The sequence below is a fragment of the Desulfocurvus thunnarius genome, assembly GCF_055390965.1.
In genome coordinates this window covers 552,380-576,749 of the sequence record NZ_AP042411.1, presented here as the reverse complement: position 1 = coordinate 576,749, position 24,370 = coordinate 552,380, and the positions used below count along the sequence as shown (strand labels likewise).

The window sequence follows — 24,370 nt, the reverse complement described above, 5'->3', positions numbered from 1 at the left end:
CGGGCGCCTGGTGTCCGTTTTTAACAAAAAAGAAATCGTTTGTATCGTTATGATACTGGCGGCCCGTCATACCCGCCAGGAAGCGCCGGAGGAACCGTACTCCTGTTGAACCTTGCCTGTCGACAAGGATTGGGATAGTGTCTTCGTATCGTTTTGATACGAATGGAAATTGTTACATATCAAGAGGTTTCAATGACAGTCCTGCGCAGCCTCCGTTCCGAGGTCGAGAAGTTCGCCCTGGTCATCTCCCGCGTCCTGGGGGTGGACGTGGAAATCGTGGACACCGAGCTGTTCCGCGTGGCGGGCACGGGGCGCTTCGCCTCCAGGGTCGGGCTGCCCATGGACGCCGCCAGCAGCGTCTACCGCAAGGTCATCGCCCTGCGCCAGCCGCTGGTGGTCCGCGAGCCGGGGTTTGCCGAGATGTGCCGCGACTGCCCCAACTGGCAGTGCTGCGAGGAGACCTTCGAGATGAGCACGCCCATCCTGGAGGGCAAGGCGGTGGTCGGGGTCATCGGCTTCGTCTGCTTCACCCAGGAGCAGAAAGCCCATATCCTGGACAATTTCGACATGTTCTTCGACTTCCTGGCCCAGATGGCCGGGCTTTTGGCCGCCAAGGTCCATGAGGCCCGGGAGCTGCGGCGCACCCGCAGCGTGGGGCGCCTGCTGGAGCATATCGTCAACCGCGTGGACGAAGGCGTGCTCATGCTCGACCGGGCCGGGGCCGTTCTGGGCTACAACCGCGCCGCCGGGAGCATCCTGGGCCTGGATGCGCGCCGGGCCATGGGCTACGAGGGCCCCGACGCGCAGCCCGGCCCGCAGCCCGGGCTGCGCGCCGTCCTGCGCCAGGGTGAGGAGGGTGTGCTGCACTATCAGGCCTACGACCTGGAATGCGCCGGGCGGACCCTGCCGGTCATGGGCCAGGAGCACGCCCTCGACTACGGCGACTGCGCGCGGGTGTTCGTCTTTCAGGACGCCCAGGCCATGCGCAAGAACGCCTACCGCATCACCTCGGCCACGGACCGCATCGGCCTGGACGTGCTGCTGGGCGAGTCCGAGGCCATGGCCGAACTCAAGCGGCAGATCAGGCGCTTTGCCGGGGCCCGGGCCTCCACGCTGGTCATGGGCGAGTCGGGCACGGGCAAGGAACTGGTGGCCCGGGCCCTGCACGACGAGAGCGGCCGGGCGGGCGAGGTTTTCGTGGCCATCAATTGCAGCGCAATCCCCGAAACCCTGCTGGAAAGCGAGCTGTTCGGCTACGTGGGCGGAGCCTTCACCGGGGCCGACCCGCGCGGGCGCGTGGGCAAGTTCGAGCAGGCCCACGGCGGGACGCTGTTCCTGGACGAGGTCGGCGAGATTCCCCTGCACCTGCAGGCCAAGCTGCTGCGGGCCCTGGAGCAGCGCGAGGTCCAGCGCGTCGGCGCGCCGGGCCCTCTGCCGGTGGACACGCGCGTGGTCGCCGCGACCAACCGCGACCTGGGCCAGATGGTCGCCGACGGCCTGTTCCGCGACGACCTCTACTACCGCCTGAACGTCATCCCCATCACCACCCCGCCCCTGCGCGAGCGCGGGCGCGACGTGTTCCTGCTGGCGCGGCATTTCCTGGAGTTGAGCTTTTCCCGGCTGGGCAAGTCCTTCGTCACCGTGCGCGACGACTTCTGGAAGGCCGTGGGTGCCTATTCCTGGCCCGGCAACGTGCGCGAATTGCAAAACGCCATGGAATACGCGGCCCACGTGGCCGACACGCGCTGCGCCGTGTGCGCCGCCATGCTGCCGCGCAAGATCGTGCGCCGCGAACCGGCCCTGGACGGCACCACCCTGCACCTGCCGACCATCGAGCGGTTGGTCATCCGCAAGGCCCTGGCGCCTTACGGCGGGGCCTCGGCCTCCAAGCAGGACAAGGAATTCGTGGCCGGGCAGCTCGGCATCGGCATCGCCACCCTCTACCGCAAGCTGCGCGAGGCGCAGGGCTGACGGCGGCCCGGCGGCCGCCGGGCGCAGGCCCGCAAAGAAAGGGGCGGCCCCGGGGCCGCCCCTTTCTTTTGGGCTTTCGTCAATCCGCCGCGCAGGTCAGGCGCCTGTTGCGCAGGTTGCGCCGCGCCAGCAGCACGCAGGAGAGCACCGTCAGGCCGATGAAGAACCAGCAGATGCCCGAGCGCAGGAAGATGGACGGGTCGCCGCCGGACAGCAGCAGGGAGCGGCGCAGGTTGTCCTCGAACATGGGGCCGAGGATGAAGGCGATGAGGAAGGGCGCCACGGGCAGCCGGGCGGACTGCATGGCGTAGCCCAGGATGCCCATGCCGGTCATGACCAGCACGTCGAAAAGGCTGCTGTTCACGGCGTAGGCGCCGTAGGCGCAGAGCACGGCCACGGCGGGCAGCAGCAGGGCGCGGGGGATGGCCGCGATGCGCGCGAAGAAGCGGATGCAGCCCAGCCCGGCCAGCAGCAGGAAGCCCGAGCTGAGAATCAGGCCCATGAAGATGGCGTAGACCAGCCCGGTCTGCTGCTCGAAGAGCAGCGGCCCCGGGGTCAGGTTGTGGATCATGAAGGCCCCGAGGATGATGGCCGTGATCACGTCGCCGGGCACGCCCAGGGCCAGCAGGGGGATCATGGTCGCCCCGCAGCAGCCGCTGTTGCCCGCCTCGGCGGCGGCCACGCCCTGCAACTCGCCCCGGCCGAAGCGCTCGGGGTGCCTGGAGGTGCGTTTGGCCTCGCTGTAGGCCATGAAGGCGGCGGGCGCCCCGCCGATGCCCGGGATGGCGCCCAGGAACACGCCGATGAGGCTGCCGCGCAGGATGTTCTTCAGGCTTGCGCGGTATTCGGCGAAGGACAGGGACGAGCCCTGCGTCGTCGCCGTTCGCGGCAGGCCGCCCGTGGGTTTGGCGACTCCGCCGATGATCTCGGGCAGGGCGAACAGGCCGATGAGCACGGGCACGAAGTTCAGCCCGCCCATGAGGTCGGGGCTGTCGAAGGTGAAGCGGTTGGTGCCGTAGACGAGGTCCAGCCCCACCGTGGCGGCGAACAGGCCCAGGAAACCCGCTATGAGCCCGCGCAGCAGGCTGTCGCCGCTGACCCCGGCGATGATGGTCAGCGCGAAGGCCACCAGGGCGAAAAACTCCGGCGGGCCGAAGCGCAGGGCGAACCCGGCGATGGCCTTGGCGAAGAAGATCAGCGACAGGTTGGAGATGAAATCCGCCGTGCACGAGGCGTACAGGGCCATTTTCAGGGCCTTGCCCGCCTGGCCCCGCTCGGCCATGGGGTAGCCGTCGAGCACCGTGCAGGAGGCCGCCGGGGTGCCGGGGGTCTTGATGAGGATGGCCGGGATGGACCCGCCGTAGATGGCGCCCTTGTAGATGCCCAGCAGCAGCAGGATGCCTGTGACGGGTTCGAGGGTGAAGGTCAGGGGCAGGGCCAGGGCCACGGCCATGGTGCCCGTCAGCCCCGGGATGGCCCCGACGACGACGCCGCACAGGATGCCCCCGCCGATGGCCAGCAGGTTGACCCAGGAGGCGAACAGGCCAATCGCGTATCCGAGATGTTCCAGCACGGGTCAGTCCTGCGCCCCGGCCAGCAGCCCGGCCAGCAGGTCGCCCGCGGGCATGGGCACGTTGGCGACCTGGGTGAAGAAGAGATACAGCCCCACGGGCAGGCCCACGGCCACGACCGCGAGCACCCCGGGGCGGCGCTCGCCGTAGAGCAGGGCCAGGGCCGTGAAGGCCAGGGCCGAGGGGATGATCATCCCGGCGGCTTCCAGGGTCCAGGCGTAGGCCGCGAGCAGTGCGGCAACGCAGGCCGGGGCGGCCCTGCCCGGGCGCGCGGGCCGCGTGGGGCCGGGGGCGGGGTCGGAGCCGGGCGCCGGGGCACACCCGCCGCAGCCGGACTCCGGGGCCGGGCGCGCGGGCCCCGACAGGGAGCCCGCCGCAAGGCCCAGCCCGAGCAGCACCAGCACGCCGCACAGGATGGACGGCCAGAAATCGGGCCGCAGGGAGGGCACGACGGCGCTGGAAGGGATGACCACCGCCCGGGGGATGACGAAGAGAAGCACGGCCCCGAAGAAGGCGGCCAGCCCCAGCCCGAGAGAGGTGTCTTTGTTCGGCGTGCGCATGGGATGCTCCTGGGCTTGGGCGGCGGCGCGGCTAGTGGATGATGAGGCCGCGCTTTTCGCCGAGGGTGCGGTACATTTCGTACTGCTGGCGGATGAACTCCCGGGTTTCCTCAGGGGACTTCACGAAGGGGATGGACCCCGCCATGCGCGTGCGTTCCGCCCACTGCGGGTCTGCGGCGATCCGCGCCATGGTCGCGGCCCAGGTGGCGATGATCTCCCGGGGCAGGTCCTTGGGCCCGAGCAGGGCGCTCCAGCCGATGACCGACTCCAGGGCCGGATAGCCGCATTCACGCACGGTGGGCACGTCGGGGATGGACTCCAGGCGCTCGGGGGTGGTTACGGCCAGGGCGCGCAGCTTCCCGGCCTTGATCTGTTCCAGCACGGGGCCGATGTTCACGCCCAGGAAATCGACGTGCCCGCCGAGCAGGGCCGTGGCCGCCGTGCCTCCGCCCTCGTAGGGGATGCCGACGGCGGCGTCGGGCGCGAGCCCGGCCTGGTCCAGAAGCATGAGCGTGCCCAGGGCCAGCAGGGTCTGCGGGCCGGAGTCGCTGTAGGATATGGTCCCCGGGGCGGCCTCGATGGCGGCCAGGAGGTCGGCCAGGGTCTTGTGGGGCGAATCGGCCCGGACCACGTAGACGAAGGGGTTCATCTCGACCAGCCCGATGAAGGAGAAGCTGTCCCAGTGGTAGGCGATGGATTCGTTCAGGGCCGGGACCAGGCAGTTGGCGCCCACGCGGCCCATGAGCAGGGTGTAGCCGTCGGCGCGGCTGCGGCTGACGAAGGTCGTGCCGACCACGCCGTTGGCCCCGGCGCGGTTGACCACGATCACGGGCTGGCCCAGGTATTCGGGCAGCGACACGGCCAGGGACCGGGCGGCGAGATCGGACGAGCCGCTGGCCCCGTAGGGCGTGACCAGGGTGACGGGCCTGCGCGGATACCCGGCCAGGGCGTCGCCCGCGGGCAGCAGGAGCAAAAGGAGCAGGGGCAGGATCGCCAAAGGCCAGGTGGTACGTCGCGGCATCGCTCCCTCCGGTTCGGACCTTGTGCGGCTTCGCGTTGCGGTCGGCTGCCTGCGTAAGACAGGCACCCTAGCATTGCGGGCGCCATTGAACAACTTTGCCCGGCTTCCGGGCCGCGCGCGCCCGGGGGCCGGTCGGCGGCCTGCGCGGCCGCCCGGGGCAGGCCCCCTTCCGGCCCCCCGGGTGCGGTCCGGTTTGCCGTTTCGGATGTTTCGGCGTGTTGCGCGCGCTCCGGGCTTCCGGCACATGCCGCGCCGCTGCGTGCGGCGCGGTGGATGCTCCGCCGCCCCGGCGTATTGTCGACCGCCGACTGGTCTTTTGTTTTATCAAAAGAAACGTGATTGCATTATTGCGACGCCAGCCTCGGGGCTGGAGGCTTTCCGGCGAGCCGTGCCCGGCGGGCCTGGCATCGGCGCTTTTGCCTGCTTCCACCGGGCGCCTTCGCTGGCGGGATGACTCTTCCGGGCCGGGCCGGTTCCGTGGGCTTCTTGCCTCGCAATTGGAAACAAAGCGTCGTAAAACGAAATAACGTTTAGCATAAAGAAACAAATGGGGTCAACGGGAAAATCTTCGGCGCTCGCGTCTTCTCGGGTGGAAAGCATTTTCCCGTTGCGGGCGGTGTGCTCCGGAGGGGGGCGTCGGATGCCGGACCCGGCGCTGCGTCCCGGCGGCGGCACGGCGGGCACGCCAGGGACGGGTGCCGCGCATTCCGCCCGGCCGAGCCGGACGCCCGGGCGACGGCATGCGGGGGACGGGGCGCTCCGGTCCGGGGAGGGCGGCGGAAAAAGAGCAGGCCCGCCGCGTCGCCCGGAGCGGGCGCGAAGCTTTGCGGCATGGCCGTCGGACGAAGCCGCGCTGTCAGCGGGCGGCTGGCGGTGCAGTTCGCCTTCGGAGCGGGGATGGGCCGCAAGCGGACGGCCCCGATGCCCCGGAGGCGGCTAGCGGTGGTAGCCGAGCTTGCGGGAGATGCGGGAGCTGTAATCCAGGATGAGCTCGCTCAGGCGGGGGATATTGTGCTCGATGCGCACGCTGGGCCCGGTCAGGCTGACCGAGGCGACCACCTCGTCGGAATAGTTGCGCACCGGGGCGGCCACGCAGGAGATTCCGGTGTTGTTTTCCTGGCGGTCCACCGAGAAGCCGCTTTCGCGGATTTCGTCCAGTTGGCGTTTGAGCACGGTCCGGTCCACGATGGTCATGGGCGTGTGGGCGTCCAGCGGCGTTTCGGCCAGATAGTCCTCCAGCCGGTTCAGGGGCAGATGGGCCAGGAAGACCTTGCCCGTGCCCGTGGAATACAGGTCGCTGCGCCGCCCGATGTGGAAGGAGACCTTGGTGCCGGTGCGGGCCTCGACCTTGTCGATGATCACGGCCATGACTCCGTCCTTGATGGACAAGTGGACCGACTCACCGGACTTTTCGCTCAGTTCCTTGATGATGTCCGAGGCCAGACCCCGGATTTCCATCTTGTTCATCACGCTGTTGCCCAGGGAGAGGATCTTCATGGTCGGGCGGTAGCGGTCGGTGTCGGGGTCCTGCTCCATGTAGCCGGTTTCCACGAAGGTGCGCAGCAGGCGGAAGACCGTGGCCTTGTTGATGTCCAGTGCTTTGGAGATGTCCACCACGCGGGCGTCCTTGGTCGCGCGGCAGACGAATTCGAAAACGCGCAGGGCTTTGTCCACGGATTGGATCATGGTGGAAGGGCTGGATGTTTGGGCGGGTGCTGTCATGTCCTTGGGTGTTTGTGGTTTGGAAGGTCTATGGGGTGGGAGTGTCTTTGCGGAATGTGGTTTTCCGTCTGGTGGCGTCGTTTCTCCTGTTGCATACGGCAAAGCGCAGGGGGTGTCTAGTTTTGTTTCACGTTGGGAAACATTGTTCCATGGATTAAGGATTCCAGATCAGGCGCCAGCGCGCGGACCTGCCGATGCGCAGGAACGGGGCAGCGTTTCCCGGGCGGCGCGGCGGACGGGATGGCGACGGCAACAAGAATGATGAAGGGCATCCGGGGCGGGCGGGGTGTACCAGGGAGTGCGGGGAGAGGCCAGGGGCGGGGGCGCCGCCCCGGATGCATGTGCCCCCGTGGCGCGAGGGCGGGGGCGGCGGAAGGGAAAACGGGTGCTTATGATTTGGGCCGCCCGCCCCGGGGGTTGACGGGACGGGCGGCCACCGGGTGCGGGTGGGCCTGCGGGCTGGCTATGGCCGCACCACGTCGAGCCAATGGGCCACGTGCACTCCCTGCGGGCGCGTGGCCGTAAGCTGGATGGTGCAACCCGAGCAGCCGGTGAGCACCTGGGTGCCCGGCTCGGGGGCCAGCGCCTTCCAGCAGGCGTCGGCAATGTCCATGGAAAGCTGGCGGTTGGAGAGTTGGACCACTCCGCCCAGGCCGCAGCAGTTGATGCCCTGCGGCGCGGCCAGCGCCTTGCCGACCACGCTGCGCAGCCAGTTCTGGTCGGCCTTGTGGGTCAGGCCGTGGCAGGGCGTGTGCCAGCGCAGGGAGAGCGGCTGGTCGTGCAGATCGAAGGTCGTTTTACCCCACAGGGCGGCGAGGCTGCTCAGGCCCGCGCTCCACTGCCGGGCTTCGTCGGCGTTCAGGAACAGCCCTTCGTGCTGCGGGTAGGCGCTCAGGGCGTGCAGGCACGAGGCGCAGGCCGTGGCCACTTCGGGCCGTCCTGCTTCGCGCCAGGCCGCCACGTTGGCGGCCATGCTCTCCCGGGCGCTTTTGCGCAGGCCCGCGCTGAGCAGCGTGCCGCCGCAGCAGGCCTCACGGGGGCGGACGACCTCGTAGCCCAGGCCTTCCAGGATGCTCTGGCTCGTGGCGAGCCACCCGGGGCGCACGCGCCGGGCGGTGCATCCGGCAAAGAACTGGATGCGGCGCCCCCCGGCATGGCGGTCGTATTCGCGCACGCTGATCCAGGGCGCGATGCGCGGGGTGGCGCCCATGGCCTTGGCCCCGGCGAGCACGCCCTTGCCGGGCGCGTCGCCCAGGGCCTTGCCGATGGTGCCCAGGGCGGGCCAGAGCATGTCGCCCTGGGTGATCCACAGTTTCCAGAGATACTGCTCCCAGCCCGGATGCGCGGCGCGCAGCTCGGCCAGCCGCTCGGGGACGGACAGGTGCTGGGCGCAGGCCGTCACGCAGCGTCCGCAGGACACGCACATCTCGCCGAGCTTGCGGCACAGCGCCTCGTCGAGCCGGGCGTCGCCCGCCGCCAGATGCTCGAAAAGCTGGTTCTTGGCCTTGGGCGACCATTCCTCGCGCTGGCTTGAGAGAAACACCGGGCAGAAGGACAGGCACCGGCTACAGGCCACACATTTCTTTGCCGTTGTCATGCGGGGGCTCCGTGCGCTCGCCCGGCTAGTAGGACTTGCCGGGATTCATGATGTTGTCGGGGTCGAAGACCGCCTTGATCCCGCGCATGAGGTTCTGCTCCACCTCGCCGATTTGCAGGCGGAACGTCTTGGCCTTGGACAGGCCGATGCCGTGCTCCCCGGAGAGGACGCCCCGCAGGGAGATGATCAGTTCGTTGATTTCCAGCTTGGCCTTGGTGGCGATGTCCTGCTGGGTTGCGGCGTCGAACATGATGTTCACGTGGATGTTGCCGTCGCCCACATGCCCGAAGGTCAGCACGGTCAGCCCGGAACGCTGGCCCACGGCGTCGATGCCCTTCAGGGCCTCGTGCAGCCGGGAGCGTGGCACGGTCACGTCGTCGGCGATCTTGTTGGGCGCCACCAGGGCCGAGCCCGCGTTGATCAGCCGACGCACGGTCCACAGTTCCTCCTCGTCCTCGCGGGTCAGGCCTTTGCGCAGGAAAGCCGGGCGCATGGGCTCCACCACGCGCATCAGCTTGTCGATCTGCGGGGCCAGGGTGTCCTTGGCGCCGTCGAGCTTGATGAGCAGGCAGGTGGTCACTCCGGCGGGGAAGATGTCGTGGCCCATCTGGGCGATGGGTTTCAGGCACTGTTCGCCGATGAACTCCAGGGCGCAGGGCAGGATGCCCGTGGCGAAGACGTTGCGCACACAGTCCATGGCCGCCTTCAGGCTGTCGAAGCCCACGAGGATGGAGGCCGAAGCCTCGGGCAGCGGGATGAGCTTCAGGGTCATTTCGGTGATGACGCCCAGGGTGCCCTCGCTGCCGCACAGCAGGCGGTTCACGTCCAGGCCGACCACGTTCTTGTGCGTGCGCGCGCCGAAGACGGCCACTGTGCCGTTGGGCAGGACCACGCGGGTGGCCAGCAGATAGTCGCGCGTGACGCCGTACTTCACGGCGCTCATGCCCCCGGCGCAGGTGGCGATGTTGCCGCCGATGGTGCATACGTCGAAGCTGGCCGGGTCGGGCGGATACATGAGGCCCTTGGCCTCCACGGCTTTCTGGAGATCTTTTGTAATGACCCCGGGCTGGGTGACGACCACGAAGTCGTGCTCGTCGATTTCCAGGATGGCGTTCATCTTGAGCAGGGACAGGACGATGCCCGGCGTGGTGGGGGCGCAGCCGCCCATGGTGTTGGTGGCCCGGGCCCGGGGGTAGACGGGAATCTTTTCCCGCGTGGCCCAGCGCATGAGCGCGACGATCTGCTCTTCGCTCGTGGCGCGCACCGTGGCCAGGGGTTCGCCGCTGATGCGGCTGGCGTCGGTGGTGTACACCAGCAGTTCCTCGGGGGTGAACAGGCAGTCCTGTTCGCCGAAAATATCCAGAAGTGCTTTTTTCCGCTCCATTGAAAGCTGTGTGGACATGCGGCCACATCCTCCTTGGTTTCCCGCTGCGGGCTCGGGTGCCATGACCAGCTTCAGGCGATCCCGGTCTGTTTGTTTCGTTTAATGAAACAGTGTTTCCCTGTGAGGTATTCCTTTTCGTTCTTTGGGTCAAGCCTGTTTGTGGAGAAGACAGGGCAACTCGCCGCCGGAGCTGCCGCGTGGGGAAGGGCGGGGTTGCCGTCTCAGGAAGAGGGAGCGGGGCCGGGCGCACAGGGGAAGGCGCGGTGCGGAATTCCTCTTCCCGGCGGAGGGGAATATAAAGTTTTATGCAAAACATCCGAAAAAGAATGCAGCAGCGGCTTTTGTCGATGGGCAGAAGCATCGGGAGGGCAGCATGGACATTGGAACGATTCTGGGGAGTGGAACCATCGGGTTGAATACGGAGGCCGCCGCGCCGCGTCTTGGCGGGCAGGCCCGGGTGGAGCATGATGACACCGTGGCCGTGCAGGCGGCCACGGGTGCAGCCATTCCCGAGGCGCAGACTGGGAGCGCGGCCACGGCTGGCGATGCATCCGACGCTTCCGGCAGGTACGTCACGGCGCGCATGGAAGGCCTGCGGGCCGCCTCGGCCCAGCGCAGCCGCCTGGACGGCGTCCTGGCCGCGGCACTGGAGCAGGCGGGTCAGGGCGGGTCGTATGTCGAGCGGATCATTCGCGGTCGACGGGCCGCCCGGGGCGCGATGCGGGAGATGGGCCGGGGCGTGCAGGAGGCCAGCGAGCAGACGCTCAAGGAGAACCGCGAGCGCATCGAGGCGGCGGCGGAAAAGGCCCTGGCCGCGGACCCCGACACCACGACGCAGGTGCCCGTCACCGGGGATGTCCCCGCTGCCGAAGCCACGCCCGCTGCCGAAGCCGCCACGCCCGCGGCGTCCGTCGCGCCCGCCAGGTCGGCCGCGAGCGAGGCCCCGGCGGCCAAGGCGTCCGTCGCGTCCTCGTCCTCCTCTTCATCCTCCTCCGCTCCGGCGGCGTCTTCCGTGGATATTACGGTCTGAGCGCGCCGCCCCCGGGCAAAGCGAAAGCGCAGACGGAGCATTCCGTCTGCGCTTTTCGCCGTGCTGGCGCCGCATCTTCGGGGAAGGGGGCGGGATGCCCCGACGGGGCCGGCGCGGGTGCGGTTCCACGCCGCTCCGGCGGCCCGGAGGCCGCTTGCCGCCTGTCAGGCCTGGGCGGGGGCCGTCTGGTAGTGCAGCATGCGGAAGGCCCGGGCGAAGGTCGGTACGAAGGACATCAGCCGGGACGTGAAGTCCCAGCGGTGTTTCTCCTTGTTCATGTAGTACTCGACCTGGCGCAGGGTCAGGTTCGGCGCCCACTGCTGGAGCAGGGCGTTGTCGTCCAGGCCCCAGAGGAAGCGCGCGTTGGTCTTCTTCACCGTGTCGTGGCGCGAGGAGAGCTTGCAGCCGAAGCTGGAACACACGTCGAAAGCCATTTCCCCGGGGGCGAAGACGCGGGCCAGGTTCTGGATCAACGGGCGCATCCGCTCCTCGGTGAAGTACATGAAGACGCCCTCGGCCAGGACCAGGAAGCGCCCTTCGGGGTGGCGCTCGCGGATGGGCGCCATCCAGGAGGTGTCGAACATGGACTGGGAGATGGAGACGTTGCGCTCGTCCGGGGGCAGGAGTTCGTCGCGCAGTTCCATGACCTCGGGCAGGTCCACGTTGTAGAAGACGCCCTTGGTTCCGCCCACGCGGGCGGCCCGGCTGTCCAGCCCGCAGCCGAGCTGAATGACCACGGGCTCGGCGTTCGCGTCGAGGAAGCGGCGGGTCACGTCGTCGAAAAAGCGTACGCGGATGCAGGTGCCCACCTGGCTGCGGGTGGCCTGGTCGTATTTGGAAAAATCGTAGTCCACGGCGTCGACGATGCGGCAGGCGTCGGGGTCCTCGATGATGCGGTCGGTGCGGCGCGTTTCCAGGCAGCGCATGTACAGCGGGATGAACAGGGTGTCGGCCACGGTGTCGGAGATATGCACCTTGATGGTGTCGGGCATGATGGGCCTCGTATGTGCCTGCCCGGGCGGTTGCGGGGCGGCACGGGGCGTGCCGGGTTGGGATGGAGGCGGCGGCCGCCGGGCCGCGCGCGGGGGCCGCGGCGGGCACGTGTCACCACGGGTGCCGTGAAAATGAAACTCAATATCACTTAAGTCAAGGGTTTTCTGCCCGGCGGCGCGCTGGCCCGGCAGAAAGGGGGCGCGGGTGGCGGCGGGTTATTTCACGGCGTGCAGCAGGTAGCCGAGGGTGTCGTCGTCGGCGAAATAGATCCGGCGCAGCCCCGTGCCCGTCAGCAGGGCGTCCATGGTCTCCAGGTCGGGCAGCATGTCGTGCTCGACCACCGTGCCCGCCTTGCGGTGCACGTCGTTGATGGCCGCGCGCTCGCGGAAGTGCATGACCAGCAGCGCGCCCCCCGGGCGCAGCGCGCGGGCCATGCAGGCCAGGGCGGCGGCCTTGTCCTCGTAGTGGGGGAAGACCTGGTGGCAGACCACGAGGTCCACGCAGCCCGGGGCCAGGGGCAGGCGCTCCATGGCCGCCAGGCTCACGGTCGCCTGGGGCAGGTCGGCCACGCGCTCCATGGCCGCGGCGCACATGCGCGGGCTGATGTCGCAGGCGTGCACCGCGCCTTCCTCGCCCACGGCCCGGGCCAGGATTTCGGTCAGCCGCCCGGTGCCGCAGCCGGGCTCCAGCAGGGTGCGCCCCGCGAGCGGTCCGGTGCGCGCGAAGAAGCGCTCCAGCTTGGGGGCATGTTCCGCGCCGTAGGGCGCGGCGGCCCAGGGCGCGGCGGCCTCGGCGTCGAAGAAGGCCGCGCGGGGATTGGCTGTGGTCATGGCGTATGCTCCCGGGCCTTGTCGCGGACGCCTACGCGGCCGGAAAAGGCGGTTTGCAGGCGGCTTAGGAAGGCGGCCGATCGCGGCGACTTGGGCGAGAATATCGTGGCGGCCACGAAGATGGCCGTGGACAGCAGCACGATCATCGCCCCGGCCGGAACGTCCAGGACCGTGGCCAGCAGCAGCCCGCCCCAGCTCGACCCCACGGCGAACAGGCAGGCCAGGGCGAAGATGCGCCGCAGGCTGTAGGACAACTGGTAGGCCGCCGCCGCCGGGTTGATGATCAGCCCGTAGATGAGCAGCCCGCCGACGCTGCGCAACGAGGCCGCCACCGCCGCGCCCACGGAAAAGAGCATGGCGTAGTAGATCAGCGTGGCGGGCACGCCCACGGCCAGGGCCACGGCGCGGTGGCAGAGCACGGCTTGGATTTCCTTGAAGAAGAGCACGAGCCCCAGCAGCAGCGCGGCCGTCACCGCCGCGAGCACCTTGATGTCGAACCACGTGGCCGTGAGGATGCTGCCCCAGAACAGATCCAGGGCCTCGGTGCGCGGGCCGGTCATCAGCCCGAGGAACAGGAAGGCCAGCCCGAGCATGGTCGAAAACAGGATGCCCACCACCGTGTCCGGGGCCAGGTCGGCCTTGTCCGTCAGCGGGCCGAGGATGCCCGCCACCAGGAAGCTCGTCAGAAACGCGGGCCCCAGCGGGCCCATGCCCAGCAGGATGCCCAGCAGCGCCCCGGCGAAGGCCGCGTGGGCCACGCAGATGCCGATGGCCGAGATGCGCATGGTCACCACCAGCACCCCGGTCAGGGCGCAGGACACCCCTCCCAGCAGCCCGGCCAGCAGCGCCTTGTGCATGAATCCGTATTGCAGCAGCGACCAGTCCATGGCGCCCTCAACTGACGATATGGTCGCGCCCGGCATGGCGCACCACGTGGATGGGGATGTTGTACAGGGCCGAGAGCCGCGCGCCGTCCACGGCCTGGGCCGGGCTGCCGCTCCAGGTGATGGTGCCGCCCTTCATGTAGGCCACGCGGGTGCACACGGCGGGCAGGGTGTTCAGGTCGTGGGTCACGATGAGCGTGGTCAGCCCGAAGCGGGCGTGCAGCTCCTGGATCAGGGCCAGGATGCCGCGCTGGGCCTGCCAGTCCAGGGCCGCCGTGGGTTCGTCCAGCAGCAGGATGTCCGGCTCCTGGAGCAGGGCCCGGGCGATGGCCGTGCGCTGCTTTTCGCCGCCGGACAGGTGCCCCAGAGGGCGGCGGGCCAGTTCCGTCAGGCCCACCAGGTCCAGCAGCTCTTCGGCCCGGCGGCGGGCGGCGGCGGGTACGCGGCGCAGCGGCCCCACGCGCCCGAAGCAGCCCGAGAGCACCGTCTCGCCCACGGTGATGGGCAGCAGGGGGTCGATCTCCTGCAACTGGGCCACGTAGCCGATGCGCTTGCGCAGGGCGCCCACCGTGGCGGGCGTGAGCGGCCGACCGAGCACCTCGACCCGCCCGCCCACCACGCGGGCCAGCCCGTTGAGCACGGTGAGCAGGGTGGTCTTGCCCGCGCCGTTGGGGCCGATGACGCCCAGGAACTCGCCCCGGCCCATGGTCAGGTTCACCTCGCGCATGGCCACGTGGCGCCCGTAGGCGGCGCTGACGTTTTCCAGGCGGAGGGCGGTTTCGCCCGGGGCGTGGGGGTGTTCGTCCGTGGCGGCCATGGTCAGGCCCCGGCCAGGGCTTGCAGCAGCAGGCGCACGTTGGCGCGCAGGGCCTGCTCCCAGGTGTCCGCGCCGTCCGGCGCGCCGGGGAAGCTGGTCAGGTCGATCTGCCGCGCGCCCAGTTCCTCGGCAAGGCTCCGGCCCGCGCCCGCGCCGCTTTGGATGTTGTCCATGACCAGCACGACGTTGGCGGCACGCCCGGCCTCCAGCAGGGCGCCCACGCGCCCGGGCGTCAGCTCCTCGGGGCGGCCGTAGGTCATGGCCACTTCCAGCCCGGCCCAGCGCGCCAGGGGCGCCTGGAGGGCCGAGGCGAGCACCGCGGGCCGGGCCGCCCGCAGGGGGGCGAAGGCGGCCTCCATTTCCCGCTCCACGGCCAGGATGCGTGCCGTGCGGGCCTCGGCCCGGGCGCGCACGTGTCCGGCCCAGGCCGGGAAGCGCCGTTCCAGAATGCCCTGCACCGCGCGGGTCAGGGCCTCCTGGCCCCGGGGCAGCATGGGGTTTTCGGGCTCGGGCAGATAGTCCGCGTCCAGGGCTTCGCTCTGGGCGGCGCGCAGCAGGTTGCGCATGGCGGCCATGTCCTTCTGCCACTGGTGCAGGATCACGGCCTGGGCGTCCTGGACCAGGGCCAGGTCGCCGGGCTTGAGGTCGAAATGCCCGGGGCAGGCCCCCCCGGGGATGAGCACCCGGATTTCCACCCCCTCGGGGCACAGGTCGCGCAGCGCGTCGGCCACGAGGGTCGTGCCCGCCAGGATGCGCACCGGTTTTTCGGCCAGGGCCGGGGCGGCCCACAGGGTCAGGCACAGGGTCAGGACGGCGACAAGGCGTAAAGGCACGGGAACCTCCGGGCCGCTAGCGTTTGCGGCCGATGATGATCTGGCTGTCCAGCCGGTCGCCGAACTTGCCCAGGTCGGGCGAGGCGAACTGGCGGGCGTCGAGATGGGCCAGCAGTTCGTAGCGCTCCAGGAAGAAGGGCAGAAACTCCTCGCGGGGCATCTCGTTGGCGAAGCGGTAGACGTTGGGCTGCTTGTCGATGCCCGGAAAGCGCGTGAGCAGCCATTCCAGGTCCAGCAGGGGGCTTTTGGAGCCCTCGGCCGCGTTGTAGTAGGCGTGCTTGGTCACGAACAGACCGCCCGGGGCCAGGGCCTGGTGAATGCGCTCCAGGATGGACCGCTGCTTGCCCCCGGGGTTGTAGGAGAAGAAGATCAGGTCGTAGCCCCGGCCCCAGTCGTCGCGAAAGAGGTTGCCGGGCCGGAACTGCATGCGCTGGTAGCCGAATTCATCGGCGAAGGACTCGAACACCGGCTGGGTGCCCGGGGTGTCCAGGACCACGGCGTGCAGCCCGGGGTTGCGCTCGCACAGGGCCCAGGCATAGAGCCCGTGGCCGCCGCCCAGGTCCAGGGCCAGACGCGCCGTGTCGAACCCCGGGGCGGCGGCGATGGCCTCGGCGCAGGCGTGGACTTCGCGCAGCAGCCCCTCGCGGCCCAGGGCGTCGATGAAATTGCCCTTGAAGACCTGCTCGCGGGCCATGTCCACCGGCCCCTGGCGCAGCAGCTCGGGCAGCCTGCGCCACAGGTCGAAGCCTTCCTCCATGCAGCGCAGCACCTCGCCCTGGAACAGGCTGGAGCGCGGGTCGAGGTACAGGGCGGCCAGTTCCGTGCGCCGCCAGCCTTCGGCCTCGCGGCGCAGCAGGCCCATTTCGCCGAGCAGGGCGCACAGGGCCTCGGTGAGCACGGGGTCCAGGCCGCGGGCGGCGGCCAGGGCGGGGGCGGCGGCGGGCCGCTCCAGGTGCTCGAACAGCCCTGCGCCCAGGGCCGCGCGCAGGGCGTGGAAGCGTTTGATGCCCTCGGAGGCGGCGCGCAGTTGGTCGTACAACCGCGCGCCGTCCACGGCCGGGGGCAGGAGGGTGCTTGCGGGCATCGCTCCGTCTCCGGGGGGTCAGAAGGTGAGCTTGGCGCCGATCATGCCGTTGATGCCGGGCATGGGGTAGTCGGGCCGGTAGGCGTATTCCTCGTCGGTCAGGTTCTGCACCAGCAGGTAGAGCTCGCCGTGGGCGTCCCACCGCGGCAGTTCGAACTCCCAGCCCAGGCGGGAGTTGACCAGGAAGTGGCTGCTCACGCGCGCGGTGTTCGCCTGGCCGACCTTGCGCGCCTGGCGCAGGGCGTACATGCCGTCCACGTATTCGCAGTCCGCGCTGAGGGTGAACTTTTCCAGGAAGCGCCAGTTGAAGCCGCCGCTGACGGAGGTTTCGGGGGCGTAGGGCATGTCGTCGGGGGTGACGCGCTGGGCCGTGACCCCGGCGAACAGGGACAGGTTGGCCAGCGGGGTCACCGTCAGCGAGGCCTCCATGCCCCGGATGTCGAAGTCCTCGGTGTTGGTCCACACCGGGGGGAAGGGCGGCAGGTTGAAGGAGTAGCGGTTGCTGCCCTTGTCCTGGTAGACGGCGAGGTCGAACACGGCCAGGTCGCCGAAGGAGTGGCTCAGGCCGACCTCGTAGTGCATGACATCCTCGGGGTCCAGGACCTCCCAGTCGCTGGCGGGGAAGACGATGAGCACGTCCAGGCCGGGATAGTTCACTCCGCGCGCGACGTTGACGCGCAGGTCGGTGTCGCCGTAGCCGGCCACGATCCCGGCGAAGGGCGCCATGCGGCTTTCGAACTGGTTGTGGAAGTAGCCGCGCGCGCCGATGGAGGGCGTGGCGTGCCAGGTTTCGTCCTCGCCCAGGGTGCGGCTTACGGCCACATAGGGCATGGTCAGGGAGAACTGCGGGGTGGTCAGGGTGTCCTCGGTGCCGCCGATGTAGTCGTAGCTGACGATGCTGTCCCACCATTCCTGGTCCAGCCCGAGCAGCAGTTCGCCGCCCTGGCCGAACTCGACGATTTCCTTGGCGTGCATGCCGAAATACCAGAATTCGTTGCGATTTTTGTCAACGCCGTCGGGGATGTCGTCGCTCCAGACGCCTTCGCCGCCGTTGGCGAAGAACTGGACCTCGCCGTGGGCGCCGTCCAACTGGTTGCGCAGGGTCAGGGCGGCCATGCGCGCGCGGGTTTCGTAGCGGCCCTCGGAGACGGCGCCGGGCGTGTCGGCGCCGGGGTCGTCGGCGTAGTTGTCCATGGCCAGCCCGAGCAGGCGGGCGGACCAGATGTCGTTGAGCCGCATGCCCATGTTGGCGAAGCCCGAGGTCAGGCGGCCGTCGGAGTTGTCGCGGTGGCCGTTGGAGTAGCGGAAGCTCTCGCCCAACTGGTAGTCGAAGTCGCCTGTGCGCCCGGCGTGGCTCAGGCTCTGGGCCACGGTGCCGTAGCTGCCGCCCGCGGCGGCCACGGTGGTGCTGAAGCCTTCCTCGGTGTGCTGTTTGGGCACGAGGTTGATGGCGCTGAAGGTGTTGCCCACGGTCTGGGGCTGCGGGCCCTTGATGACCTCGATGGCCGCGGCCATGTCCACAGGCAGCAGGTCGAGCAGGGGGTGGCTCCAGGGGCCCATGTACATGGGCACGCCGTCGATATACATCTTGATTTCCGAGCCCGGGCGGGTGGAGCCCATGCCGCGGATGAACACCGCGCCGCCCTCGGCGCCGCCGAAGGAGCCCACCTGGTTGTAGCGGGTGATGGTCACGCCCGGGGTCTTGCGCAGGGCGGAGCTGAGGTCCGAAGCGCCCAGGCGCTCGATCTGCTCCTGGCCGACCACGGTGGTCAGGGCCCCGAAGCGGTCCACCTCGTTGCTTTCGATGATGGGCCGTTCGATGACCACCATCTCCGGCATCCGCACGGCGGGTTGCTCTTCCTTCTGGTCCTGCTGCGCATGGCCCGGCCCGGCCATGCCGACCACCAGGGCCAGCGCCGCGAACAGTACGAAAATCCGTTGCATGACACCCCTCCATCTCGCTGTTTGGTGCGCGTTGAGTAGCACCAATTGAAATATCATGCAATTAAAACGGGAACATATCTTGTGATGTTTTTCCTGTCAGGCTGTTTTTCATATTGTCGGCAGGGGGAGACATACAATAACACTGTAAAATAAATGATTTTATTTTACTCGGCTGTCCGGGCTGCCGCTTGTTCGTATGCCTTTTTTCATACTTTTTCAGATTCATTTCTTTTGTGATGGTGGCACGGAGGCGGCCCGCCCGCTGCCGGGCGCCGCGTCGGCTGGCGGCGCTCGCGTCGGTGCATGTGGCGGACGAAGCGACGCCGAAAAATGCGCAGGAGGCGGCTCCTGCGCATTTTTCGGCGTCCGGGCGAGGGGGGGCGGCGTGCCCGGCGTGTCGGGCGCGCCCCCGGGGCGGTCAGTCTTGCGGGTCGGCTTCCAGGGCGGCGGGCAGGTCGGCCAGGGGCACGCAGGTCAGGCCCATGGCGCGCAGGTCGGCCACGTTGGCCTCGGCCACGGCCTGGCTGGCCGCGGAGCAGCAGTCGGTGACCACGATGACGCGGTAGTCCCGGGCCAGGGCGTCGGTGGCCGTGGCCCGGATGCAGTTGGGGTACTGCGTGCCGCCGATGACCACCGTGCCCGTGCCCAGGGCCGTCAGGCGGGCGTGCAGGTCCGTGCCGAAAAAGGCGCTGAAGCGCTTTTTGACCACGCGCTCCTCGCCGGGCAGGGGCCGCAGGGGCTCGACGATGCGCGCCCCGTCCGAGCCCGGCAGGCAGAAGCCCCCGCCGCCGGTGAACAGCCCGCGCCGGGTGATCTCGGCGTCGCTGCCGTCCGGCGCGTGCTCGCGCACCACGTGGAAGACCGCCCAGCCCCGGGTGCGGCCCAGGGCCAGCAGCCGGGCCAGGGCGGGCAGCGTGGCCGGGGCCCCGGCCACGAAGAGCGGCCCCGTGGGCAGCACGAAGTCCTCCTGCATGTCGATGACGAGAAGGGCCACGGGCGCAGCCTCTGTTTCCTTTTGTGTCGTCGTCATGGCGCGGCCTCCTCGGGGCCGTGCCCCTCGTAGGGGCAGGTGCGGAAGAACAGGGTGTAGAGCACGGGCACCAGGACCAGGGTCAGGAACGTGGCCGCGAACAGGCCGCCCATGATGGTCGCCGCCATGGAGGCGAACAGCGGGTCCGTGAGCAGCGGGATCATGCCCAGGATGGTCGTTCCGGCGGCCATGACCACCGGGCGCAGGCGCGAGACCCCGGCGTCGAGCACGGCCCGCAGGCAAGGCGCCCCGGCGCGGCGGTTGGCCTCGACCTCGTCGATGAGCACGATGGCGTTCTTGATGAGCATGCCCGACAGGCCCAGGAAGCCGAGGATGGACATGAACCCGAAGGACAGCCCCGTGGCCAGCAGGGCCGCCGTCACGCCCACCAGGGCCAGGGGCAGCACCAGGAAGATGATGGTCGCCCGGCGCATGGAGTTGAACAGGGCCACGGTGGTCACGAACATGCCCAAAAGGCACAGGGGGAAGATGGCGTAGATGCCCGCTTCGGCCTCGGCGGCGTCCTCGTGCTCGCCGCCCCATTCCATGGAATAGCCCGGCGGCAGGGGAATGGCCTCCAGGGCCGGGCGCAGCTCGGCGCGCAGGGGCTCGGCCAGCCCCCGGGCCGGGTTGCAGCGCACGGTGACGATGCGCTGGCGGTCGCGGCGCTCGATCAGGGCCTGTTCCCACGCGAGCTCCGTTCCCGGGGCGGCCTGCCCGATGCCCACGAAGCGCCCGCTGGTGGAACTGAAGACCTGGACGCTGTCCAGGTTGTCCACGGCCACGCGCTCGGCCCGGGGGGCGCGGGCGATGATGGGCAGCAGCTCGTCGCCTTCACGGTAGACGCCCAGGGTCTGGCCGCTGAAGTTCCATTGCAGGGCCTGGGCCAGGTCCTCGCGGGTCAGCCCGGCGCGGCGCGCCGGAGCCTCGGCGTAGTCGGGACGCAGCACGGGCACCTGCTGGCGCCAGTCGGTGCGCAGGTCGCGCACGTTGGGCGAGGCGGCCATGACGGCCCCGGCCCGGGCGGCCAGCTCGCGCAGCACGGCGAAATCCGGCCCCCGGAAGCGGGCCTCGACCTTCATGTCCACCGCCGGGCCGGTGGTGACCTTGAGGCAATAGGGCTCGGCGTCGGGGAAGCGCCGGGCGATGTACTCCTCGATGCGCGGGATGAGCGCGTCGATGCGGTGGTAGTCGTCCACGCGCACCAGAAGCTGGCCGAAGCTGGTGTCGGGCTTGGCCACGTCGTACACGAGCATGAAACGCAGGGCGCTTTGCCCGGCCAGGGCGGTTACGCCCGTGACGCCCTCCATGCCGCGCACGGCCTGCTCGATGGTTCGCAGGTCGGCCAGGGTGGCTTCGATGTGCGCGCCCTCGGGCTTCCAGTAGTTGACCATGAACAGGCGCTGGGTGGAGTCGGGGAAGAACGACTGCGGCAGGCGTGCGGCGCCGGCCAGGGCCAGGCCCAGAAGCAGCAGCACGAACGCCGTTGCGCCCACGCGGTGGCGCAGGGCCCCGGCCAGGAAGCGCCGGTAGGCCCGGAAGAAGGGCCGGTCGTAAGGGTCGCCCCCCGTGCCGGGCGCGGGAACCTTGAGGAACCAGACGCACAAAAGGGGCGTGGCCGTCACGGCCAGCACCCAGCTCAGGCCCAGGGACAGGGCCATGACCTGGAACAGGCTGCGGCAGAACTCGCCCACGTTGCCCGGCGAGAAGCCGATGGCCGTGAAGGCCAGCACGGCCACCGCCGTGGCGCCCAGGAGCGGCAGTTGCGTTGCGGCCACGACCTCGCGCGCGGCCTGCTCGCGGTCCATGCCGCGCTGCACGCGCACCAGGATGCCGTCGGCGACCACGATGGCGTTGTCCACCAGCATGCCCAGGGCCAGGATCAGCGCGCCCAGGGAGACCTTGTGCAGGTCGATGCCCCACAGGGCCATGCCCGCCAGGGTGCCCAGGATGGTCAGCCCCAGCACGGCGCCGATGAGCAGGCCGCTTTGCCAGCCCATGAAGAGCATGAGCAGGACCACGACGATGACCACGGCCTCGGCGAGGTTGACCAGGAACATGTCCACCGCCTCGGTGACCACCTCGCTCTGGTAGAAGATGGGGGCGAGCTCCATGCCCGCCGGGCGTTGGGAATCCAGTTCCGCCAGCCGTTGACGGATGGCCTCGCCCATGGCCACCACGTTGCCGCCGTCGCGGGTGGCGATGCCGATGCCGATGGCGGGTCGGCCGTCGTGGAGCATGGCGCTTGCGGGCGGGTCCTGGTAGCCCCGGCGCACGTCGGCCACGTCGCGCAGACGGACCATGCCCGATGCCCCGCCGATGAGCAGGTCGCCGATGTCGCCCTCGGAGGTGAAGGCGCCGCCGGGGGCGATGCGTATGTAGCGGCCGTCCACCTCCACGCGCCCGCCCGGGGTCACGGCGTTGCGCCCCTCCAGGGCGGCGGCGATCTGCGCGGGGCTGACGCCGAGCCTGGCCATGCGCGCGCGGCGCATCTCCAGGTACACGACCTCCTGTTGCAGGCCCCAGAACTCGATGCGCGCCACGTCGCGGCACAGCAGCAGTTCCTTCTTGAGGCTCTGGGCGTAGGCCTTGAGCTGGGCCGGGCTGTAGCCCGGGCCCGTGAGAGCGAAAAAGACGCCGTACACGTCGCCGAAATCGTCGTTGACCACCGAGGGCCCGGCCCCGGGGGGCAGGCCTGCCTGGGCGTCGGCCACCTTGCGGCGCAGTTCGTCCCATATCTGGGGCAGGTCCTTCGAGGGGATTTCGTCCAGGATGTCTACATAGACGTAGGACACCCCGGCCTCGGACGTGGAGCGGATGTTCTTGATCTGCCCCATGGCCTGGACGGCCTCTTCGATGGCGTCGGTGACCTGGCGCTCGACCTCCAGCGGCCCGACCCCGGAGTACGGGGTGGTCACCAGGGCCGTCTTGATGGTGAAGGACGGATATTCGAGCTTGCCGAGTTTGCCGTAGGCCAGCACTCCGGCCACGGACAGGACCGCGAGCAGCAGGGTGGTGGTCACCCGGTTGCGCAGGGCGAAGGTGGCGGGGTTCATCACGGCCGGGCCTCGCCGCCCTGGGGGGCTTCGGCCCCGGGGGCGCCCGGGGCGTCGGCGTCGGCCAGGGGCCGCAGGGCCATGCCCTCGGCGATGAAGTCGCGCCCGGCGGTGACCACCTGTTCGCCTTCGGCCAAGCCGTCCAGAATCTCCACCCGCGAGCCTTCGAGCATCCGTCCGGTGCGCACGGCGCGGCGCGCGGCGGTTTCCGCGGCGGGGTCGAAGACCCACACGTCGGCCGCGCCGCCGCCTGCCCGGGCGGAGGCCAGGGCCGAGGCCGGAACGGTCAGGGCGCCCAGGGCCGCCCGTCCGGTGGGCAGCAGCACCTGGCAGGTCATGCCCGGCAGGATGGCCAGCCCCTCGGGGGCGGGCAGGGCGAAAGTCACGCGGTAGGCCCGGGTGGCCGGGTCGGGCTCGGCGCTCCACTCCTTGAGCCGCGCCGGGTGGCGCCGCCCGGGTTGGGCCAGGAACTCGACCTCCGCCGCAGGCGCCGTAGGCGCTGCGGACGCTCCGGGCGCCCGGCCCGGGGCCATGCGGGCCATTTCCGTCTCGGGCACGTCGGCGTCGATTTCCAGCTCGGAAATGTCGCGCAGGGCCAGGGCCTGCTGCCCGGCGGCCACCAGTTCGTGGTTCTCCACGTGGCGGGCCGTGACCAGCCCGTCGAAGGGCGCATTGAGAGTCGTATCGTCCAGGGCGTGGCGCGCGGTGGCGATCTGGGCTTCCAGGGCCCGGGCCTGGGCCCGGGCCGTGTCGCGGGCGCTCAGGGCGTCGTCGTAGTCGGCCTGGGCCACGGCGCCGCGCGCGAGCAGCGGCCCGGTGCGGTCCAGGTGCAGTTGGGCGTTGTGCTCGGCCGCGCGGGCCCCGGCAAGTTGGGCTTCCAGGGTGCGGATGGCGTCCTCGAAATCGCGCGGGTCGATGCGCAGCAGCGTCTCGCCCTTGCGCACCACGTCGCCGGGAGCGACGCGGACCTCCACCAGGGGCCCGCCCACGCGCAGGGACAGCTCGGCCTGCCGCGCGGCGCGCACGGCGCCGGGGTAGCCGCGCCCGGGGCCGTCGCCCAGGCGCTCGGCCCGGGCCAGGGAAACCACCCGGGGCTGGGCGGCGGCCTGTTCCTCGGGCTGGCCGGAGCAGCCCGCCAGCAGCCCGGCCGTCAGGGCCAGCGTCAGGGCCATGGTCAGGGCCATGGTTCGCAGGGTCGGGGTCGGGATGGCGGGTTTCATGCCGGGGCGGCTCCCGCGCTCAGGGTGTGCAGGGTCTGGTTCACAAGCATATCCTCCAGTTCGCGAAGATAGTCCTGGTCGTAGCCGTCGCCTCCGATGACCTGATGGATGGGCATGGCGTAGTCCAGGTGAAAGATGATCGGCCCGATCATGGCCGTGTAGAGCATGACCTTGCGCCGCAGGGGCAGGCCGGGGAGGGCGCTGTCCAGCAGGCGGAAGAAGAGGCTGGTTTCCTGGTGCGCGAATTCCTCCCAGGCCACGTCGAACAGCGCGGAGTCGTGCTGCATGGCCTGGTAGAGGATGCGCTTGTGCCAGGAAGGGCGCTTGGGGTCGAACAGGGCCTGGATGTGCCCGCGGACCATGGCCCGCACCAGCTTGGCCTGGACCGGCGGCGCCCCCAGGTCGGCGGTGTGGAACCCGGCCAGGGTGTCCAGGTATTCCTCCTGGGCCCAGGCCAGCACATGGCGCAGCACGGCCTCGATGAGCCCGGCCTTGCTGCGGAAATGGTAATGGATGCTGCCGATGGTTTCTCCGGCGCGTTTGGCCACGGCGCGGGTGGTCAGGCTGGCGAAGCCCACCTCGGCGGCCAGTTGCCCGGCGGCGCGGATCAGCCGCGCGTGGGTCTTGCGGCCGCTGGCGTAGGACGTGGCGGCTTCGGCCTTGGGCGCGGGGCGGCGGGCCCCGGCGGCCGGGCCGGGCGCGGGTGTGCTGGCGGGGGTGGCGTCGGACATGGCGAAGTCATATCAAGCGACCAAATTTTTTCAAGTGAATTATTTTGTGCCCGGCAGCGGCGATGCAAGGCGTGCCCGGACCGGGGCGGGGC

19 protein-coding genes are annotated in these 24,370 nt (G+C 69.8%); 2 read left to right on the top strand and 17 right to left on the bottom strand.

Annotated elements, in window-relative coordinates:
* Positions 1-192: 192 nt before the first annotated feature.
* Positions 193-1,971 carry a sigma-54 interaction domain-containing protein gene (locus ACZ5KV_RS02540; protein WP_464240775.1) on the top strand — a complete coding sequence of 593 codons (1,779 nt, stop codon included), beginning with the start codon at positions 193-195 and terminating at the stop codon, positions 1,969-1,971.
* A gap of 79 nt (positions 1,972-2,050) precedes the next feature.
* On the opposite strand, the gene ACZ5KV_RS02535 is transcribed toward ACZ5KV_RS02540, so the two are convergent.
* The 6 genes from ACZ5KV_RS02535 to ACZ5KV_RS02510 all read right to left on the bottom strand — a co-directional run bounded on the left by ACZ5KV_RS02535 (position 2,051) and on the right by ACZ5KV_RS02510 (position 9,844).
* Positions 2,051-3,544 carry a tripartite tricarboxylate transporter permease gene (locus ACZ5KV_RS02535; RefSeq protein WP_464240774.1) on the bottom strand — a complete coding sequence of 498 codons (1,494 nt, stop codon included), beginning with the start codon at positions 3,542-3,544 and terminating at the stop codon, positions 2,051-2,053.
* A gap of 3 nt (positions 3,545-3,547) precedes the next feature.
* Positions 3,548-4,102 (bottom strand): tripartite tricarboxylate transporter TctB family protein, encoded by a 555-nt coding sequence (locus ACZ5KV_RS02530; protein ID WP_464240773.1) that lies wholly within the window; start codon positions 4,100-4,102, stop codon positions 3,548-3,550.
* A 31-nt stretch (positions 4,103-4,133) separates the two neighbouring features.
* The gene (locus tag ACZ5KV_RS02525) at positions 4,134-5,123 is read right to left on the bottom strand and encodes a tripartite tricarboxylate transporter substrate binding protein (protein ID WP_464240772.1); all 990 of its coding nucleotides are present in this window, start codon (positions 5,121-5,123) and stop codon (positions 4,134-4,136) included.
* Between the two features lie 936 nt (positions 5,124-6,059).
* Positions 6,060-6,797, bottom strand: a complete 738-nt coding sequence (locus ACZ5KV_RS02520; protein WP_464240771.1) for an IclR family transcriptional regulator — start codon at positions 6,795-6,797, stop codon at positions 6,060-6,062.
* Between the two features lie 511 nt (positions 6,798-7,308).
* Complete coding sequence (locus ACZ5KV_RS02515; RefSeq protein ID WP_464240770.1) at positions 7,309-8,421, bottom strand: (Fe-S)-binding protein; 1,113 nt, start codon at positions 8,419-8,421, stop codon at positions 7,309-7,311.
* Positions 8,422-8,467: 46 nt separating this feature from the next.
* Positions 8,468-9,844, bottom strand: coding sequence for an FAD-binding oxidoreductase (locus ACZ5KV_RS02510; protein ID WP_464240769.1), 1,377 nt, complete (start codon positions 9,842-9,844; stop codon positions 8,468-8,470).
* A gap of 355 nt (positions 9,845-10,199) precedes the next feature.
* On the opposite strand from ACZ5KV_RS02510, the gene ACZ5KV_RS02505 reads away from it, so the two are divergent.
* On the top strand, positions 10,200-10,856 hold the full coding sequence (locus ACZ5KV_RS02505; protein ID WP_464240768.1) for a hypothetical protein: 657 nt from the start codon (positions 10,200-10,202) through the stop codon (positions 10,854-10,856).
* Between the two features lie 164 nt (positions 10,857-11,020).
* Here ACZ5KV_RS02505 and ACZ5KV_RS02500 read toward each other — a convergent pair whose 3' ends face one another.
* The 11 genes from ACZ5KV_RS02500 to ACZ5KV_RS02450 form a co-directional block, all read right to left on the bottom strand.
* Positions 11,021-11,848 (bottom strand): class I SAM-dependent methyltransferase, encoded by an 828-nt coding sequence (locus ACZ5KV_RS02500; protein ID WP_464240767.1) that lies wholly within the window; start codon positions 11,846-11,848, stop codon positions 11,021-11,023.
* A gap of 216 nt (positions 11,849-12,064) precedes the next feature.
* Positions 12,065-12,679, bottom strand: coding sequence for a class I SAM-dependent methyltransferase (locus ACZ5KV_RS02495; RefSeq protein WP_464240766.1), 615 nt, complete (start codon positions 12,677-12,679; stop codon positions 12,065-12,067).
* Positions 12,676-13,566: a metal ABC transporter permease gene (locus tag ACZ5KV_RS02490; protein WP_464240765.1), complete on the bottom strand. Its 891-nt coding sequence runs from the start codon at positions 13,564-13,566 to the stop codon at positions 12,676-12,678. Before ACZ5KV_RS02490 ends, ACZ5KV_RS02495 begins: the two co-directional genes overlap by 4 nt.
* Positions 13,567-13,573: 7 nt before the next feature.
* The gene (locus ACZ5KV_RS02485; RefSeq protein ID WP_464240764.1) at positions 13,574-14,380 is read right to left on the bottom strand and encodes a metal ABC transporter ATP-binding protein; all 807 of its coding nucleotides are present in this window, start codon (positions 14,378-14,380) and stop codon (positions 13,574-13,576) included.
* A 2-nt stretch (positions 14,381-14,382) separates the two neighbouring features.
* Positions 14,383-15,213, bottom strand: a complete 831-nt coding sequence (locus ACZ5KV_RS02480) for a metal ABC transporter solute-binding protein, Zn/Mn family (RefSeq protein ID WP_464240763.1) — start codon at positions 15,211-15,213, stop codon at positions 14,383-14,385.
* Between the two features lie 16 nt (positions 15,214-15,229).
* On the bottom strand, positions 15,230-16,297 hold the full coding sequence (locus tag ACZ5KV_RS02475; protein WP_464240762.1) for a methyltransferase family protein: 1,068 nt from the start codon (positions 16,295-16,297) through the stop codon (positions 15,230-15,232).
* A gap of 18 nt (positions 16,298-16,315) precedes the next feature.
* Complete coding sequence (locus ACZ5KV_RS02470; protein WP_464240761.1) at positions 16,316-18,241, bottom strand: TonB-dependent receptor; 1,926 nt, start codon at positions 18,239-18,241, stop codon at positions 16,316-16,318.
* Between the two features lie 418 nt (positions 18,242-18,659).
* Positions 18,660-19,271: a cysteine hydrolase family protein gene (locus ACZ5KV_RS02465; RefSeq protein ID WP_464240760.1), complete on the bottom strand. Its 612-nt coding sequence runs from the start codon at positions 19,269-19,271 to the stop codon at positions 18,660-18,662.
* A complete protein-coding gene (locus ACZ5KV_RS02460; protein WP_464241795.1) occupies positions 19,268-22,327 on the bottom strand; it encodes an efflux RND transporter permease subunit in 3,060 nt (1,019 codons plus the stop codon). Before ACZ5KV_RS02460 ends, ACZ5KV_RS02465 begins: the two co-directional genes overlap by 4 nt.
* Positions 22,327-23,547 carry an efflux RND transporter periplasmic adaptor subunit gene (locus ACZ5KV_RS02455; RefSeq protein WP_464240759.1) on the bottom strand — a complete coding sequence of 407 codons (1,221 nt, stop codon included), beginning with the start codon at positions 23,545-23,547 and terminating at the stop codon, positions 22,327-22,329. The genes ACZ5KV_RS02460 and ACZ5KV_RS02455 overlap by 1 nt, the downstream gene beginning before the upstream one ends.
* Complete coding sequence (locus ACZ5KV_RS02450; RefSeq protein WP_464240758.1) at positions 23,544-24,278, bottom strand: TetR/AcrR family transcriptional regulator; 735 nt, start codon at positions 24,276-24,278, stop codon at positions 23,544-23,546. Before ACZ5KV_RS02450 ends, ACZ5KV_RS02455 begins: the two co-directional genes overlap by 4 nt.
* Positions 24,279-24,370 lie beyond the last annotated feature (92 nt).

Excerpts from the sequence above, each read along its gene's own strand:
- ACZ5KV_RS02540 (WP_464240775.1), top strand. The coding sequence starts at position 193 with ATGACAGTCCTGCGCAGCCTCCGTTCCGAGGTCGAGAAGTTCGCCCTG.
- ACZ5KV_RS02530 (WP_464240773.1), bottom strand. The coding sequence starts at position 4,102 with ATGCGCACGCCGAACAAAGACACCTCTCTCGGGCTGGGGCTGGCCGCC.
- ACZ5KV_RS02525 (WP_464240772.1), bottom strand. The coding sequence starts at position 5,123 with ATGCCGCGACGTACCACCTGGCCTTTGGCGATCCTGCCCCTGCTCCTT.
- ACZ5KV_RS02510 (WP_464240769.1), bottom strand. The coding sequence starts at position 9,844 with ATGTCCACACAGCTTTCAATGGAGCGGAAAAAAGCACTTCTGGATATT.
- ACZ5KV_RS02505 (WP_464240768.1), top strand. The coding sequence starts at position 10,200 with ATGGACATTGGAACGATTCTGGGGAGTGGAACCATCGGGTTGAATACG.
- ACZ5KV_RS02500 (WP_464240767.1), bottom strand. The coding sequence starts at position 11,848 with ATGCCCGACACCATCAAGGTGCATATCTCCGACACCGTGGCCGACACC.
- ACZ5KV_RS02495 (WP_464240766.1), bottom strand. The coding sequence starts at position 12,679 with ATGACCACAGCCAATCCCCGCGCGGCCTTCTTCGACGCCGAGGCCGCC.
- ACZ5KV_RS02490 (WP_464240765.1), bottom strand. The coding sequence starts at position 13,566 with ATGGACTGGTCGCTGCTGCAATACGGATTCATGCACAAGGCGCTGCTG.
- ACZ5KV_RS02485 (WP_464240764.1), bottom strand. The coding sequence starts at position 14,380 with ATGGCCGCCACGGACGAACACCCCCACGCCCCGGGCGAAACCGCCCTC.
- ACZ5KV_RS02475 (WP_464240762.1), bottom strand. The coding sequence starts at position 16,297 with ATGCCCGCAAGCACCCTCCTGCCCCCGGCCGTGGACGGCGCGCGGTTG.
- ACZ5KV_RS02470 (WP_464240761.1), bottom strand. The coding sequence starts at position 18,241 with ATGCAACGGATTTTCGTACTGTTCGCGGCGCTGGCCCTGGTGGTCGGC.
- ACZ5KV_RS02465 (WP_464240760.1), bottom strand. The coding sequence starts at position 19,271 with ATGACGACGACACAAAAGGAAACAGAGGCTGCGCCCGTGGCCCTTCTC.
- ACZ5KV_RS02460 (WP_464241795.1), bottom strand. The coding sequence starts at position 22,327 with ATGAACCCCGCCACCTTCGCCCTGCGCAACCGGGTGACCACCACCCTG.
- ACZ5KV_RS02455 (WP_464240759.1), bottom strand. The coding sequence starts at position 23,547 with ATGAAACCCGCCATCCCGACCCCGACCCTGCGAACCATGGCCCTGACC.
- ACZ5KV_RS02450 (WP_464240758.1), bottom strand. The coding sequence starts at position 24,278 with ATGTCCGACGCCACCCCCGCCAGCACACCCGCGCCCGGCCCGGCCGCC.